15 protein-coding genes and 1 pseudogene are annotated in these 14,778 nt (G+C 67.0%); all 16 read left to right on the forward strand.

The window, feature by feature from the left end; all coding sequences use genetic code 11:
* Positions 1–204: 204 nt before the first annotated feature.
* The 16 genes and pseudogenes from DQP57_RS19765 to nuoF all read left to right on the forward strand — a co-directional run bounded on the left by DQP57_RS19765 (position 205) and on the right by nuoF (position 14,750).
* Positions 205–1,299 (forward strand): homogentisate 1,2-dioxygenase, encoded by a 1,095-nt coding sequence (locus DQP57_RS19765; RefSeq protein WP_112634413.1) that lies wholly within the window; start codon positions 205–207, stop codon positions 1,297–1,299.
* A complete protein-coding gene (locus DQP57_RS19770; RefSeq protein ID WP_112634414.1) occupies positions 1,299–2,483 on the forward strand; it encodes an alpha/beta hydrolase family protein in 1,185 nt (394 codons plus the stop codon). The genes DQP57_RS19765 and DQP57_RS19770 overlap by 1 nt, the downstream gene beginning before the upstream one ends.
* Positions 2,480–3,685: a CaiB/BaiF CoA transferase family protein gene (locus tag DQP57_RS19775; RefSeq protein WP_112634415.1), complete on the forward strand. Its 1,206-nt coding sequence runs from the start codon at positions 2,480–2,482 to the stop codon at positions 3,683–3,685. Before DQP57_RS19770 ends, DQP57_RS19775 begins: the two co-directional genes overlap by 4 nt.
* Positions 3,682–4,575 (forward strand): hydroxymethylglutaryl-CoA lyase, encoded by an 894-nt coding sequence (locus tag DQP57_RS19780; RefSeq protein WP_112634416.1) that lies wholly within the window; start codon positions 3,682–3,684, stop codon positions 4,573–4,575. The genes DQP57_RS19775 and DQP57_RS19780 overlap by 4 nt, the downstream gene beginning before the upstream one ends.
* Positions 4,576–5,199 carry a TetR/AcrR family transcriptional regulator gene (locus DQP57_RS19785; protein WP_112634417.1) on the forward strand — a complete coding sequence of 208 codons (624 nt, stop codon included), beginning with the start codon at positions 4,576–4,578 and terminating at the stop codon, positions 5,197–5,199. It begins immediately after the preceding gene.
* 24 nt (positions 5,200–5,223) lie between these two features.
* Positions 5,224–6,462 (forward strand): annotated as a pseudogene (locus DQP57_RS19790) (acyl-CoA dehydrogenase family protein).
* The gene (locus tag DQP57_RS19795) at positions 6,462–7,835 is read left to right on the forward strand and encodes a phosphotransferase family protein (RefSeq protein WP_112634418.1); all 1,374 of its coding nucleotides are present in this window, start codon (positions 6,462–6,464) and stop codon (positions 7,833–7,835) included. The pseudogene DQP57_RS19790 and the gene DQP57_RS19795 overlap by 1 nt, the downstream one beginning before the upstream one ends.
* Positions 7,836–7,861: 26 nt before the next feature.
* Positions 7,862–8,275 carry a nuclear transport factor 2 family protein gene (locus tag DQP57_RS19800; RefSeq protein ID WP_112634419.1) on the forward strand — a complete coding sequence of 138 codons (414 nt, stop codon included), beginning with the start codon at positions 7,862–7,864 and terminating at the stop codon, positions 8,273–8,275.
* A gap of 33 nt (positions 8,276–8,308) precedes the next feature.
* Entirely contained in the window at positions 8,309–8,845 is a 537-nt protein-coding gene (locus DQP57_RS19805; RefSeq protein WP_112634438.1) for a YceI family protein, read from the forward strand.
* Positions 8,846–8,899: 54 nt separating this feature from the next.
* A complete protein-coding gene (locus DQP57_RS19810; protein ID WP_112634420.1) occupies positions 8,900–9,313 on the forward strand; it encodes a response regulator in 414 nt (137 codons plus the stop codon).
* A 366-nt stretch (positions 9,314–9,679) separates the two neighbouring features.
* Positions 9,680–10,057 (forward strand): NADH-quinone oxidoreductase subunit A, encoded by a 378-nt coding sequence (locus tag DQP57_RS19815; protein ID WP_007772880.1) that lies wholly within the window; start codon positions 9,680–9,682, stop codon positions 10,055–10,057.
* An 8-nt stretch (positions 10,058–10,065) separates the two neighbouring features.
* On the forward strand, positions 10,066–10,620 hold the full coding sequence (locus DQP57_RS19820; RefSeq protein WP_007772881.1) for a NuoB/complex I 20 kDa subunit family protein: 555 nt from the start codon (positions 10,066–10,068) through the stop codon (positions 10,618–10,620).
* Complete coding sequence (locus tag DQP57_RS19825; RefSeq protein WP_112634421.1) at positions 10,617–11,324, forward strand: NADH-quinone oxidoreductase subunit C; 708 nt, start codon at positions 10,617–10,619, stop codon at positions 11,322–11,324. The genes DQP57_RS19820 and DQP57_RS19825 overlap by 4 nt, the downstream gene beginning before the upstream one ends.
* The gene (nuoD, locus tag DQP57_RS19830) at positions 11,324–12,649 is read left to right on the forward strand and encodes an NADH dehydrogenase (quinone) subunit D (protein WP_112634422.1); all 1,326 of its coding nucleotides are present in this window, start codon (positions 11,324–11,326) and stop codon (positions 12,647–12,649) included. The genes DQP57_RS19825 and nuoD overlap by 1 nt, the downstream gene beginning before the upstream one ends.
* Entirely contained in the window at positions 12,646–13,401 is a 756-nt protein-coding gene (gene nuoE, locus DQP57_RS19835; RefSeq protein WP_112634423.1) for an NADH-quinone oxidoreductase subunit NuoE, read from the forward strand. The genes nuoD and nuoE overlap by 4 nt, the downstream gene beginning before the upstream one ends.
* The gene (gene nuoF / locus DQP57_RS19840) at positions 13,401–14,750 is read left to right on the forward strand and encodes an NADH-quinone oxidoreductase subunit NuoF (RefSeq protein ID WP_112634424.1); all 1,350 of its coding nucleotides are present in this window, start codon (positions 13,401–13,403) and stop codon (positions 14,748–14,750) included. Before nuoE ends, nuoF begins: the two co-directional genes overlap by 1 nt.
* Positions 14,751–14,778: the final 28 nt, after the last annotated feature.

Raw genomic sequence — 14,778 nt, forward strand, 5'->3', positions numbered from 1 at the left:
ACGGTGGCAGTGAGCCTTGCATGCAACACTCCTACGGGAAAGGTGTTGCATCCATCCCTTGGACTCAAGCCGCCGCGGGCCGCAACGGTTTAAGTCTCGGTGAATACCGGGGCCCTTGTGCCGCGCAAAAAGAGAAAGTAATGTCACTTTCAGTTTTCCGGTCCTGATCGCCAGCCCGCTGGTCGCCCGTCGGAGGAGCCGTCCATGGAATCCTTTGTCCACCTACGCAAAGGCAGAACACCGCGCCGCCTGCACGCCGACCTCGAGGGCCTCAAGGACGACGAGTTGGGCCGGGGCGGATTCACCGGCCGCACCGCCAATCTCTACCGGCGCCACGACCCCACCGCCTACCGGTCGGTCGGCCCGCTGCGGCCCATCGACGTGCTGTCCAGCGAGCTCAAGCCCAGCGATGCCACCGACGCCGACGGTGGGCCGCTGCTGATGTTCAGCAACGACGACTGCCGAATCCTGTTGAGCCGACGCCTCGAGCCGATGCCGTTCTTCGTCCGCCATGTCGACGGGGACCTGCTGTGCTTCGTCCACGAGGGCAGCGGCCTGGTCGAGACCGAGTTCGGGCCGCTGCGCTATCGGGAGGGCGACTGGCTCTACATCCCGAAGGCGTGCACCTGGCGCCAGCTCCCCGACAGCGCGACCACGATGCTGATGATCGAGGCCACCGACGAGTTCAGGGTGCCACCGCCCGGAGCGCTGGGCCGACACTTCCCGTTCGACCCGTCACAGGTCGTCATCCCCGAGCCGGCGCCGGCCGACGAGGGCGCAACCGGCGGCGAATTCGAGGTCCGGTTGATCCACCAGGGCGGCCCGACAACGCTGTTCTACCAACACAATCCGCTCGACGTCGAGGGCTGGCGTGGGGACAACTTCGCGTTCACCTTCAACATCGCCGACTACAACGTGGTCACCTCCGACAGCGTCCACCTCCCCCCGACCGTGCACCTGTTCATGCAGGCCACCGGCGTCTACGTGATGAACTTCCTGCCCAAGCCCGCCGAAGGGATCCCGGGCACCGAACGCACCCCGTGGTATCACCGCAACGTCGACTACGACGAGATCGCCTTCTTCCACGGCGGCTCGCTGTATGGCATCCCGATGCCGCCGGGCTTGATTTCGCATGCGCCACAAGGCGTTCACCACGGCGCGCCGGAAAAGGCCCGGGAACGCGCGCGGCGCAAATTCGACGACTACTCCCGCGTCGACTGGCAGGTGATCGCCATCGACACCCGCCGCCGGCTGACCCCGTCGGCCGAAGTACTGGCCCATGACCTAGGACAACATTGATGAAACACGAGTACGACCGGATCCCCTATCTCGTTGCGTTCCAGAACAATTCCGGGGTACGCGACGTCTACGGCGGCCTGGCCGAGATCACCGTGCTGGAGAGCTATCTACTCAAGCCGAAGGACAAGCCGTCGGACACGGTGCTGGTGTTCATGCATCCGATCGGTGGCGGCGCCTACCTACCGATGATCAATGCGCTGGCCCGAGCCGGCCACCACGTCATCTACTGCAACAGCCGCTTCCGTGGCACCGACTCGGCGCTGCTGATGGAGAAGGTGGTCGAGGATCTCGGCGAGTGCATCAAGGACGCCAAAAAGCGACTGGGCTACTCCAAGGTGGTGCTGGCCGGATGGAGCGGCGGCGGCTCGCTGTCGGTGTTCTACCAGCAGCAGGCGCAGAATCCGACCATCACGTCCAGCCCGACCGGTGACGGCCCCGACCTGACCAAGCTCGACCTGCCCGCCGCCGACGGCATCATGCTGCTCGCGGCGCACATCAGCCGGCACGGCACGCTGACCGAATGGCTGGACGCGTCGATCCTCGACGAATCCGACCCCACCAAGCGCGATCCCGAGCTGGACCTGTACAACCCCGACAACCCCAATCAGCCGCCCTACAGCCAAGAATTCCTGGATCGCTACCGGCAGGCGCAAATCGACCGCAACCGCCGCATCACCGCATGGGTCAAGGACAAGCTGGCCGAGCTGAAAGCGTCGGGGCGCCCCGACGCCGATGTTGCCGAGTTCTGCTTCGTCGTGCACGGCACCATGGCCGACCCGCGCTGGCTGGACCCGGCCGTCGATGCCAACGAACGGGCCCCGGGCACCTGCTACCTGGGGGATCCTCAGGTGGTGAACATGAGCCCCGTCGGGCTGGCCCGGTTCTCCACCCTGCGCGGCTGGCTGTCGCAGTGGAGCTATGACGACGCGCGCGGCGACGCGGTGGCCTGCGGGCCCGACATCGCGATCCCGGCGCTGGTGATCGGTAATCTTGCCGATGACGCCTGTACGCCCAGCCACACCCGGCGGCTGTTCCAGGCGATCGGACACGAGGACAAGGAAATGCACGAAATCCCCGGTGCCACACACTATTACGCCGGGCCCGACCAGCGCGACGCGCTGCGGGCCGCGGTCACCATCGTCACCGACTGGCTGGTGCGGCACGACTTCGCGAGCGCCGGATGACGGTGACCGGGCCCCTGGACGGCATTCGGGTGCTCGAGCTGGGCACCCTGATCGCCGGCCCCTTCGCCGGCCGGCTGCTCGGCGACCTGGGCGCCGACGTGATCAAGGTGGAACTGCCCAACGCCCCGGACCCGCTGCGCACCTGGGGCCAGGCCGAACTCGACGGCCAACACGTCTTCTGGACGGTGCACGCGCGCAACAAGAAGGCGATCACCCTGGACCTGCGCCACCCCCGTGGCCGGGAGCTGTTCTGCGACCTCGTCGAAAAGTCCGACATCGTGGTGGAAAACTTCCGACCGGGCACCCTGGAAAAATGGAACCTGGGCTACGAGGTGCTGAGCGAACGCAATCCGGGCATCATCCTGGTGCGGGTGTCCGGCTACGGGCAGACCGGACCCGACGCCGCCAAGGCCGGCTACGCCTCGGTCGCCGAAGCGGCCAGCGGACTGCGGCACCTCAACGGTTTCCCCGGCGGGCCGCCGCCGCGGCTGGCGCTCTCGCTCGGTGACAGCCTGGCGGGGATGTTCGGCGCGCAGGGCGCGCTGGCCGCGCTGTATCGACGCAGCGTCACAGGACGCGGCCAGGTGGTCGACGTCGCCTTGACCGAATCATGTTTGGCCGTCCAGGAATCCACCATTCCCGACTACGACGTCGGCGGTGTGGTGCGCGGACCGTCGGGCACCCGGCTCGACGGCATCGCGCCCTCGAACATCTACCGCAGCGCCGACGGCTCGTGGGTGGTGATCGCCGCCAACCAGGACACCGTGTTCGCGCGGCTGTGCAAGGCGATGGGCCGTCCGGAGCTGGCCACCGACGAGCGATTCGCCACACACGGGGCGCGCGGCCGCAACCAGGACGAACTCGACCACATCATCGGCAGCTGGGCGGCCGAACGCCAGCCCGGTGACATCATCGAAACCCTTTCCGCCGCAGGGGTGATCGCCGGCCCGATCAACACCGTCGCCGAGGTGGTCAACGACCCGCAGCTGCGCGCCCGCGACATGCTGATCGAGCACTACGACGAGCGGCTGCAGCGCAACGTGCTGGGCCCGGGCATCGTGCCGGTGCTCTCGGAATCGCCGGGCCGCCTGCGCAACGCCGGCCCCGCGCGACCGGGCCAGCACAACGACGAGGTCTTCACCGGGCTGCTGGGCATGACGGCCGAGGAGCTCGAGAAGCTGCGCTCGGAGGAGGTGCTGTGACACACGTCGACATTCGCGAGGTGGCGCTGCGCGACGGTCTGCAGATCGAAAGGCCAATCCCGTTGTCGGCCAAGCTGGAACTGCTGGCCGCGGTGGCGGCCACCGGGGTCCGCGAGGTCGAGGTCACCGCGTTCGTCTCCCCGACGAAGGTGCCGTCGATGGCCGACGCCGCCGAACTGGCCACACATCTGCACGACTACCCCGACATCGAATTCTCGGCCCTGGTGGCCAGTCCCAACGGCGCCAAGCGGGCCGTCGCCGCGGGCTTGCGCTCCGTCGAGTATGTGGTCGCCGCCGATGACACCTTCAGCAAGGCCAACGTCGGACGCACCAGCGCCGAGGCCACCGCGGCGATCGACGAGATCGTCGCGATCGCGCACGACAGCAACGTCACTGTCGAAGTCGTGATCGCCACTGCCTGGGATTCACCCTTCGAAGGTCCCACCCCGCCCCAGCGGGTGCTCGAGATAGCGGCGGCCGCCCGCGAGCGTGGCGCCGACCGCCTGTCCATCGCCGACACCATCGGCACCGTCACCCCGGGTCGGGTGAGTTCGCTTATCGCGCAATTACTTCCGGTGATCGGCGATCTCCCCCTGGGCGGGCATTTCCACAACACCCGCGGCTCCGGACTGGCCAGCGCCTATGCCGCGGTCAGCTCCGGTGTGACCCGGCTGGACGCCTCGGTGGGCGGGCTGGGTGGCTGCCCCTTCGCCCCGGGTGCGACCGGCAACATCGCCACCGAGGATCTGGTGTACCTGTTGGGCGACAGCGGCATCGACGTCGACATCGACCTGCAGGCCGCCATCGCCGCCGCCGATGTGGCGAGATCGCTGGTCGGCCACGACCTGCCGAGCGCCCTGTTGCGCGCCGGCGACCGGATTCGAGACTAGATGTCAGCCCCGGAGGCAGCCCGCGAGCTGACCGCCAAAGGTCGCCAAACCAGGCAGGCCATCGAACAGGCCGCCCGGAAATTGTTTGCCGAACGGGGTTTTCACGGCACCACCCTGGCCGACATCACGTCGGCCGCGGGGAAATCGCCGGCGGTGTTCTACCGATACTTCACCGACAAGGAGGACCTGCTTGCCGGTCTCGCGGAGTCATTCCTGCACGAGGTGGTGACGCCGTCGGGGCTGAGCGTTCACCTTCCGGACTCTCCGGACGACGACGCCTTCTTCGCCTCGGTGGTCACCGGCTACTGGAACATGTTCAAGCAGAACATCGGGATCATGATCGCCGTGGCCCAGCTGGCCGCCACCCAACAGCGGTTTGCCGCCGTGCAGAACGAGTTTCGCCGCTTCGGCATGGACATCGTGGCGGCATCGGTTCGGCGCGCGCAGGAGCAGGGTTACGGCGCCGAGCTCAACCCGCAGCACACGGCGGCGGCCATCGCGCTGCTGTTCGAGAACTTCACCACCGTCTTCGTCGGGCAGTCGGGTCTCGGAATCCAGATCAGCGACGAGGATGCCATCGCGACGCTGTCGACGGTGTGGAAGAAGACTCTCTATGGCGCGTAACGCGAGAATCGCGAGGAGATAACCGTGGATTTCACCCTGCCAGAACACCTGCCGGGCGTGCTCGCCGAGATGGACGAGTTCATCGAGACCGAGATCAAGCCGCTGGAACGGGAAAACATCCAGTACTTCGACCAGCGCCGCGAACACGCACGCACCGATTGGGACAACGACGGAATCCCGACGCGCGAGTGGGAGGACCTGCTCTCCGAGATGCGCCGCCGCGCCGACAAGGCGGGCTGGCTGCGCTACGGACTGCCGGCATCGCTGGGCGGTCGCGACGGCAGCAACGTCGACATGGCCGTCATCCGGGAGCACTTGGCGCACAAGGGCCTTGGCCTGCACAACGACCTGCAGAAATAGTCGTCGATCGTCGGCAACTTTCCGCAGGTGATCATGATGGAACGGTTCGGCACCGAGGAACAGCGCAAGGTGTGGTCGGAGGCGTTGATCACCGGGGAACGGTCCATGGCTTTCGGGCTGACCGAGCCCAAGCACGGATCGGATGCCACCTGGCTGGAAACGCACGCCGAACGCGACGGCGACAGCTGGGTGATCAACGGCTCCAAGCGGTTCAACACGGGCGTGCACCGCGCGACCCACGATCTGGTCTTCGCCCGCACCTCCGGGGAGCCCGGCAGCGCGCGGGGCATCACCGCGTTCCTGGTGCCGACAGACACGCCCGGGTTCACCGTGCCCTACTACTGGTGGACGTTCAACATGCCGACCGACCACGGCGAGGTCGAGCTCACCGATGTGCGGATTCCCGCCGATGCGGTGCTCGGCGAGGTGGACCGCGGGCTGGAAGTCGCGCAAACGTTCCTGCACGAGAATCGAATTCGGCAAGCCGCCAGCAGCCTGGGCGCGGCGCAGTACTGCATCGACCGTGCCGCCGAATACGCCGGCACCCGAACGGTGTTCGGCAAGCCGCTGTCGGTCAACCAGGCCGTCCAGTGGCCGCTGGCCGAGTTGGCCACCGAAGCGCAGATGGTGCGGCTGCTGGTGCATTACGCCGCCTGGCATCTCGATCGCGACCACCATATGGAGGTCTCGGACAAGGTGTCGATGGCGAACTACCGCGCCAACCGGCTGGTGTGCGACGCCGCCGACCGCGCCATGCAGATCTTCGGCGGCCTCGGTTACAGCCGCCACGAGCCGTTCGAACACATCTACCGCCACCACCGTCGCTATCGCATCACCGAGGGCGCCGAGGAAATTCAGATCCGCCGGGTGGCGCAGCGGCTGTTCAAATTCGGCACGAAGTGATGGACAGCGTGGAGCCGGCGGAGCTGGGCACCAAGCTGGCCGGGGTGCTCACGGCGGCCCTCGGCGCCGACACCGCGGTGGAGAACCTGCGCGCGTTGACCGGTGGCGCCAGCAGGACGACCTGGGCGTTCGAGGCCGTGACGGGCGCGCAGCGTCGTGCGCTGATCCTGCGCACCGGCCCACCCGACGACGTGCATGCCGGCATGGAGTTGGAAGCCAGGACGCAGGCCGCCGCGTGCGCCGCGGGCGCGCCCGTCCCCCACGTGTTGATCGCCGACAATTCCCCTGCCGCGCTGGGCAATCCGTTTCTGATCTGTGACGAGATCAAGGGCGAGACCATCGTGCCGCGCATCCAGCGCCAGCTCGACGACGACAAGCGCATGCGATTGCTGCAGCAGTGCGCGCAGGCCGTGGCCGCCATCCACCGCGCCGACCCGGACGTTCCGGACCTGACCCACGAGGACCAGCTCGCCGAGTGGCGGCAGCGTCTCGATGAGATGGGTGACACCACCGCAACCTTCGAATGGGGGTTTCGTTGGCTGGCCGCCCACCGTCCGCCACCGTCGCCGGCGGTGTTGGTGCACGGCGATTTTCGGATGGGCAACCTCATCGTGGACGGGGCTGACCTTGCGGCGGTGCTGGACTGGGAACTCGTGCACGTCGGGCAGGCGTACGAAGACCTGGCCTGGTTCTGCATCCGGGCCTGGCGATTCGGCGCCCCGGCCGGTCTCGGCGCCGGCGGCCTGGGCAGCATCGAAAGTTTCGTGCGGGCCTACGAGCAGGCCAGCGGGACTACCGTCGACCGGGTGGCGTTTCACTGGTGGCTCGTGCTGGCCACCTTGCGCTGGGGCGTCATCTGCCGCTTCCAGGCCGAACGGCACCTGAGCGGGCAGCACCGCTCGGTCGAGTTGGCCACCATCGGGCGTCGAGTCTGCGAAACCGAGTGGGACCTGCTCAACCTGCTCGCGCCCGCCGACGATGCGCGCCGCGCCGCGGCGCGAGGAGGAGGCGGGCAATCGGGGCCGGGCGCGGCCGTGACCGGCGCGTACGGCCGCCCGTTGGCCGTCGAACTCGTCGCCGCGGTCGCCGAATTCCTGGAAAGCGACGTGCGTGGGGCGACCGAAGGACAGGTCAACTTCCACGCCCGCGTCGCCGCCAATGCGCTGCGCATCGTCGAACGGGAACTGCTCGACGACAGTGACGCGGAGTCCCGCGCGGCGCTGGCCGGCCTGGGCTTCGCCGACGAGGAACAGCTGGCCGCCGCGATACGGTCGGGCGAGCTGGACGGGCAGGCGGACCAGGTCACCGCCTGCCTGCGCACCCTGGTACGACGCCGATTGGCCGTCGCCCATCCGGGATACGACACCGAGTAGCCCGGCGATCGAGAGAGGAGCCCGACATGTCCGCTTCCGGCACCGCGACGGTCATCGAGACGGCCAACCGCCTGTTCGCCGCGATCGAACGCAGCGACACCGCCGCGGTCGACGCGATGTGGAGCAAGGACATCGCGGTGTGGCGCTCCGACTCGCGCCGCGACCCAGTCACCACAGACGACAAGGCTCGTGCGATGCGGGTCATCGATTGGTTCGTCGGCGCGACCACGCAGCGCCGCTACGAAATCCTCGACCGGCAGTTTTTCGACGACGGCGCCGTGCGGGGCTTCGTCCAGCAGCACATCTTGCACGCCACCGGGCATGCCGGACAGTCGATCTCGCTGCGGGTCTGCATCGTGATCAGGGTGGATACCGACGGCCTGATCGAGCGCATCGAAGAATATTTCGATCCCGCAGGGATCGCGCCGTTGCTCAACTAGCGCTAGATTCGCCACGACGCATTGGGGGTGACGATGACGACTTTGGAGACACTGCTTCACGATCCCGACATGGCCGGCGCGTGGAACCTGGTTCGGGATCGCTCGGCCATCACGTTCAAGATCCACAACATGTGGGGCCTGCTGAACGTCAAGGGCCGCTTCACCGACTTCACCGGCGACGGCCAACTGACCGGCACGGGAGCGGTTTTCGGCCGCGTCGACATTCGGGCCGCCTCGCTGGACACCGGCATCGGGCGTCGCGACACGCACCTGCGCTCGGCCGACTTCTTCGACGTCGACCGCTTCGGGGAGATCAGCGTCGTCGTGACAGCGGTGCACCCGACGAAAGGCAAGGCCGCCGACCTGCGGACCACCTTCACCATCAAAGGCGTCACCGAGGAGGTAACGCTGCCGGTCACGATCTTTGAGCTCGAGGACGGCTCGATCCGAATCACCGGCGAGACCAAGCTCGATCGCGACCGGTTCAACCTGGGTTGGAACCGGCTCGGCATGATGAGCTCCACGGCGACGGTCGCCGCGGACGCCCACTTCGTGCGGGTATCGCAATGAGGATTTCCGCGGGCACCCCGCTTCACGCGGGTCGACACCAGTAGCATCTGCACCGTGCCCGACTCCACCCCCCAATCCAGCGTCGCCCTGCGGATCCTCGTCTACAGCAGCAACGTCCAAACCCGCGAGCGGGTGATGCGGGCGCTGGGCAAGCAGCTGCATCCCGATCTGCCCGAACTGAGCTATGTCGAGGTGGCAACCGGGCCCATGGTGGTGGCGACGATGGACAAGGGCGGCATCGACTTGGCCATCCTGGACGGCGAGGCCACCCCGACCGGTGGAATGGGAATCGCAAAGCAGCTCAAAGACGAACTCGAGAACTGCCCGCCCCTGGTCGTCTTGACGGGGCGGCCCGACGATGCCTGGCTGGCCGCCTGGTCGCGCGCCGAGGGCGCGGTGCCGCACCCCATTGACCCCATCGTGCTGGGGCGCACGGTGCTCAACCTGCTCCGGGCACCCGTTCGCTGACTCATCGCACTTTGCTGCGACCACTCCTAGCGGGACATCGGATGAGGGGCTGTCGGCCCTGGCGACGCCGTTGATCTCTACCGCCGCACCGATCTGCACAGCAGCGCCTTTGCTGGTGCTGCCCGCGTAGCCGACGCGGCGGATCACGTCCGGCGACGGGCGTTGCTTTCACCGCCTATCGAGTTTGCGCAGCACAGCGCTGCATGGCGCCGCCGATCCCGCCCAACGCCCACCCCGGGCAAGCACGCCGCGCGCCGCGACGCTATGTTGTAAATCACTGTGGCGGGCTTGCGACCCAGTTCGTCACAGCAGCCCGGTTACCGCCTGGCCGCTGCAGGCGGCTCGTACGACGGATCATGGAGCGAGTTGAACGTCTACATACCCATCCTGGTGCTAGGCGCCATCGCCACCGCCTTCGCCGTGGGCTCGGTGGCGATCGCGAGCCTGGCCGGCCCGTCACGTTTCAACAAGTCGAAGATGTCGGCCTACGAGTGCGGAATCGAACCCACCGAGACCTCGGTGAGCGGCCCGCATGCGACGGCCGGGCAGCGCTTTCCGGTGAAGTACTACCTCACCGCGATGCTCTTCATCGTCTTCGACATCGAAATCGTGTTCCTGTACCCGTGGGCGGTCAGCTACGACGCGCTGGGCACCTTCGCTCTGGTCGAAATGGTCATTTTCATGCTGACGGTTTTCGTGGCCTACGCCTACGTGTGGCGCCGCGGCGGCCTGACGTGGGATTGAGGTAAGACGTGGGTCTTGAGGAACAGCTGCCCGGCGGGATTCTGCTGTCCACGGTCGAGAAGGTCGCGGGCTACGTCCGCAAGAACTCACTGTGGCCGGCGACATTCGGGTTGGCCTGCTGCGCCATCGAGATGATGGCAACGGCCGGGCCAAGATTCGACATCGCCCGGTTCGGCATGGAGCGCTTCTCGGCCACCCCGCGGCAGGCCGATCTGATGATCGTCGCCGGGCGGGTCAGCCAGAAGATGGCCCCCGTGCTGCGGCAGATCTATGACCAGATGGCCGAACCGAAATGGGTGCTGGCCATGGGCGTCTGCGCATCATCCGGCGGAATGTTCAACAACTACGCGGTGGTGCAGGGCGTCGACCACGTGGTCCCGGTGGACATCTACCTGCCCGGCTGCCCGCCGCGGCCGGAGATGCTGTTGTACGCAATCCTGAAGCTGCACGAGAAGATTCAGGAGATGCCGCTGGGCGTCAACCGGGAGACCGCTATCGCCGAGGCCGAGCAGGCGGCCTTGTCGGCCCGGCCCACGATCGAGATGCGCGGACTGCTGCGATGAGCACACCGGACCAAGATCCCCAGGAAGCAATCAGCCGCGCCGACGAAGAGGTAATCGACGTGCGCCGCGGCATGTTCGGCGCCAAGGGCACGGGTGACACGTCCGGTTACGGACGGCTGGTGCGCGAGGTCCTGCTGCCGGGCAGCAGCCCGCGGCCCTACGGCGGCTATTTCGACGAGGTGGTCGACGGCCTGGCCGCGGCGCTGAACCGGGACGACGTCGAATTCACCGAGGCCATCGAAAAAGTCGTGGTGTACCGCGACGAGCTGACCCTGCACGTCCGCCGCGACGCGTTGGTGCAGGTCGCTCATCGGCTGCGTGACGACCCGCAACTGCGTTTCGAAATGTGCCTGGGCGTCAGCGGGGTGCACTACCCGCACGAGACGGGTCGCGAACTGCACGCCGTGTACCCACTGCAGTCGATCACGCACAATCGCCGTATCCGCCTGGAAGTGTCTGCGCCCGACAGTGATCCACACATCCCCTCGCTGTTCGGGATCTATCCGACCACCGACTGGCACGAGCGGGAGACCTACGACTTCTTCGGCATCATCTTCGATGGGCACCCGTCGCTGACCCGCATCGAGATGCCCGACGACTGGCACGGACACCCCCAGCGCAAGGACTACCCCCTCGGCGGCATTCCCGTCGAATACAAAGGCGCACAAATACCCCCGCCCGACGAGCGGAGAGCGTACAACTGATGAGCACTACCACCGAAGCGACGCACGACGGCGCCGGCGAGAGGTTCGTGGTCGCCGGCGGCCAGGACTGGGACAAGGTCGTCGAAGCCGCCCGCGGCGCCGATCCCGGCGAACGCATCATCGTCAACATGGGTCCCCAGCACCCGTCCACCCACGGCGTGCTGCGCCTGATCCTGGAAATCGAGGGCGAGACGGTGACCGACGCCCGTTGCGGCATCGGCTATCTGCACACCGGCATCGAGAAGAACCTCGAATACCGCTACTGGACCCAAGGCGTCACGTTCGTGACCCGGATGGATTACCTCGCACCATTTTTCAACGAGACGGCGTACTGCCTGGGCGTGGAGAAGCTGCTCGGCATCACCGATCAGATACCGGAGCGGGTCAACGTCATCCGGGTGATGATGATGGAGCTCAACCGGATCTCGTCGCACCTGGTCGCCCTGGCCACCGGCGGCATGGAATTGGGCGCCATGACCCCGATGTTCGTCGGCTTCCGGGGACGCGAGATCGTGCTGACCCTGTTCGAATCGATCACCGGCCTGCGGATGAACAGCGCCTACGTCCGGCCCGGCGGTGTGGCGCAGGACTTGCCGCCCAACGCGGAAACCGAGATCGTCGAGGGCCTCAAGGGGCTCCGGCAGGTGCTGCGCGAAATGAGCGGTCTGCTCAACGAGAACGCCATCTGGAAAGCCCGCACCCAGGGCGTCGGTTACCTGGATCTGACCGGGTGCATGGCGCTGGGCATCACCGGACCCATCCTGCGCGCCACCGGGTTGCCGCACGATCTGCGCAAGAGCGAACCGTACTGCGGATATGAAAACTACGAATTCGACGTAATCACCGAAGACACGTGTGATGCTTACGGGCGCTACATGATTCGCGTCAACGAGATGTGGGAGTCGATCAAGATCGTCGAGCAGTGTCTGGACAAGCTGAAGCCCGGCCCGATCATGGTCGAGGACCGCAAGATCGCCTGGCCGGCCGACCTGAAGGTGGGGCCCGACGGCATGGGCAACTCACAGGAGCACATCGCCAAGATCATGGGCGGCTCGATGGAGGCGTTGATCCACCACTTCAAACTGGTCACCGAGGGCATCAGGGTGCCGGCCGGCCAGGTGTACACGGCGGTCGAATCGCCGCGCGGGGAGCTGGGCGTCCACATGGTCAGCGACGGCGGCACCCGGCCTTACCGGGTGCATTATCGAGACCCCTCGTTCACCAATCTGCAGTCGGTGGCGGCGATGTGCGAAGGCGGCATGGTCGCCGATCTGATCACCGCCGTCGCCAGCATCGACCCGGTCATGGGCGGGGTGGACCGGTGACCGGGCCGCAGGGACAGCCGGTCTTCCTCCGGCTCGGCCCGCCGCCGGACGAGCCCAACGCGTTCGTCGTCGAGGGTGCGCCCAAGACGTACCCGCCCGAGGTGCGGGCCCGGCTGGAGGTCAACGCCAAGGAGATCATCGGCCGCTACCCCAGCAAGCGGTCGGCGCTGTTGCCGCTGCTGCACCTGGTGCAGGCGGAGGATTCCTACCTGACGCCGGCGGGGCTGGAGTTCTGCGGTGAGCAACTGGGCCTCACCGGGGCGGAAGTGTCCGCGGTGGCGAGCTTTTACACCATGTATCGGCGCGGTCCCACCGGTGATTATCTGGTGGGTGTCTGCACAAACACGTTGTGCGCCATCATGGGTGGCGACGCCATCTTCGATGCGTTGAAAGAACACCTGGGCGTCGGCAACGACGAGACCACCGCCGACGGGTCGGTCACCTTGCAACACATCGAATGCAACGCCGCCTGCGATTACGCACCGGTGGTGATGGTGAACTGGGAGTTCTTCGACAACCAGACGCCGGACTCGGCGCGCGAACTCGTCGACTCGCTGCGCGCCGGCGAGCCCAAGCCGCCCACCCGCGGCGCTCCCCTGTGCGCCTTCCGCGAGACGTCGCGCATCCTGGCCGGGCTGCCCGACGAGCGCCCCGACCAGGGGCAGGGTGGCGCCGGCGCCGCCACGCTGGCCGGCCTGAAGGTCGCCAAGGAACACGGCATGGAAGCGCCCAGCGCGCCGGAAGGCCAGTAATGACAACGACTTCTGATACCTCGCAGGCGACGCCGCTCACGCCGGTCATCAGCCGCTTCTGGGACGATCCCGAATCCTGGACCCTGCAGACCTATCACCGCCACGGTGGTTACGAGGCGATGAAGAAGGCCCTGGCGATGGCGCCCGACGACGTGATCGGGCTGGTGAAGGACTCCGGGTTACGCGGGCGCGGCGGCGCGGGCTTCTCGACCGGCACGAAGTGGTCGTTCATCCCGCAGGGCGACACCGGCGCGGCGGCCAAGCCGCATTACCTGGTGGTCAACGCCGACGAGTCGGAACCCGGGACGTGCAAAGACATTCCGCTGATGCTGGCGACACCGCACGTCCTCGTCGAGGGCGTCATCATCGCCGCCTACGCGATCCGGGCCAGCCACGCGTTCATCTATGTGCGCGGAGAGGTGCTGCCGGTCCTGCGCCGCCTGCAGAACGCGGTGGCCGAGGCCTACGCCGCAGGCTACCTGGGCCGCGACATCAACGGCTCCGGCTTCGATCTCGAGCTGGTGGTGCACGCCGGCGCCGGCGCCTACATCTGCGGCGAGGAGACCGCGCTGCTGGACTCTCTGGAGGGCCGGCGCGGCCAGCCCCGGTTGCGCCCGCCGTTCCCCGCCGTGGCCGGCCTGTACGGCTGCCCCACCGTGATCAACAACGTCGAGACCATCGCGAGCGTGCCGTCGATCATCGGCAACGGTGTGGACTGGTTCCGTTCGATGGGCAGCGAGAAGTCCCCAGGCTTCACGCTGTATTCGCTGTCCGGTCACGTCACCCGCCCCGGCCAGTACGAGGCGCCGCTGGGAATCACGTTGCGCGAGTTGCTCGCCTACGCCGGCGGGGTCCGGGCCGGACACCGGCTGAAGTTCTGGACACCCGGGGGCTCGTCGACGCCGCTGCTCACCGACGAGCACCTCGACGTGCCGCTGGACTACGAGGGCGTAGGCGGGGTCGGCTCGATGCTGGGCACCAAGGCGCTGGAGATCTTCGACGAGACCACCTGCGTGGTGCGTGCCGTGCGGCGCTGGACGTACTTCTACAAGCACGAATCCTGCGGAAAATGCACACCGTGCCGCGAGGGCACCTTCTGGCTGGACCAGATCTACGAGCGGCTGGAGACCGGCAAGGGCACCAGCGAGGACATCGGCAAGCTGCTCGACATCTCCGACACCATTCTTGGAAAGTCGTTCTGCGCCTTGGGGGATGGTGCGGCAAGCCCGGTGATGTCGTCGATCAAGTTCTTCCGCGACGAGTACGTCGCGCACGTCGAGGGCGGCGGATGCCCCTTCGACCCCCGAGATTCCATGCTGACGCCGGAGCGCAACGGCGCGAAAGGTTAGGGCTCGATGACCAGCGACGCGACGATGC

The organism is Mycobacterium colombiense (assembly GCF_003284935.1).
Taxonomy (GTDB): Bacteria; Actinomycetota; Actinomycetes; order Mycobacteriales; family Mycobacteriaceae; genus Mycobacterium; species Mycobacterium arosiense_A.

Excerpts from the sequence above, each read along its gene's own strand:
- DQP57_RS19765 (WP_112634413.1), top strand. The coding sequence starts at position 205 with ATGGAATCCTTTGTCCACCTACGCAAAGGCAGAACACCGCGCCGCCTG.
- DQP57_RS19770 (WP_112634414.1), top strand. The coding sequence starts at position 1,299 with ATGAAACACGAGTACGACCGGATCCCCTATCTCGTTGCGTTCCAGAAC.
- DQP57_RS19775 (WP_112634415.1), top strand. The coding sequence starts at position 2,480 with ATGACGGTGACCGGGCCCCTGGACGGCATTCGGGTGCTCGAGCTGGGC.
- DQP57_RS19785 (WP_112634417.1), top strand. The coding sequence starts at position 4,576 with ATGTCAGCCCCGGAGGCAGCCCGCGAGCTGACCGCCAAAGGTCGCCAA.
- DQP57_RS19795 (WP_112634418.1), top strand. The coding sequence starts at position 6,462 with ATGGACAGCGTGGAGCCGGCGGAGCTGGGCACCAAGCTGGCCGGGGTG.
- DQP57_RS19800 (WP_112634419.1), top strand. The coding sequence starts at position 7,862 with ATGTCCGCTTCCGGCACCGCGACGGTCATCGAGACGGCCAACCGCCTG.
- DQP57_RS19805 (WP_112634438.1), top strand. The coding sequence starts at position 8,309 with ATGACGACTTTGGAGACACTGCTTCACGATCCCGACATGGCCGGCGCG.
- DQP57_RS19825 (WP_112634421.1), top strand. The coding sequence starts at position 10,617 with ATGAGCACACCGGACCAAGATCCCCAGGAAGCAATCAGCCGCGCCGAC.
- nuoD (WP_112634422.1), top strand. The coding sequence starts at position 11,324 with ATGAGCACTACCACCGAAGCGACGCACGACGGCGCCGGCGAGAGGTTC.
- nuoF (WP_112634424.1), top strand. The coding sequence starts at position 13,401 with ATGACAACGACTTCTGATACCTCGCAGGCGACGCCGCTCACGCCGGTC.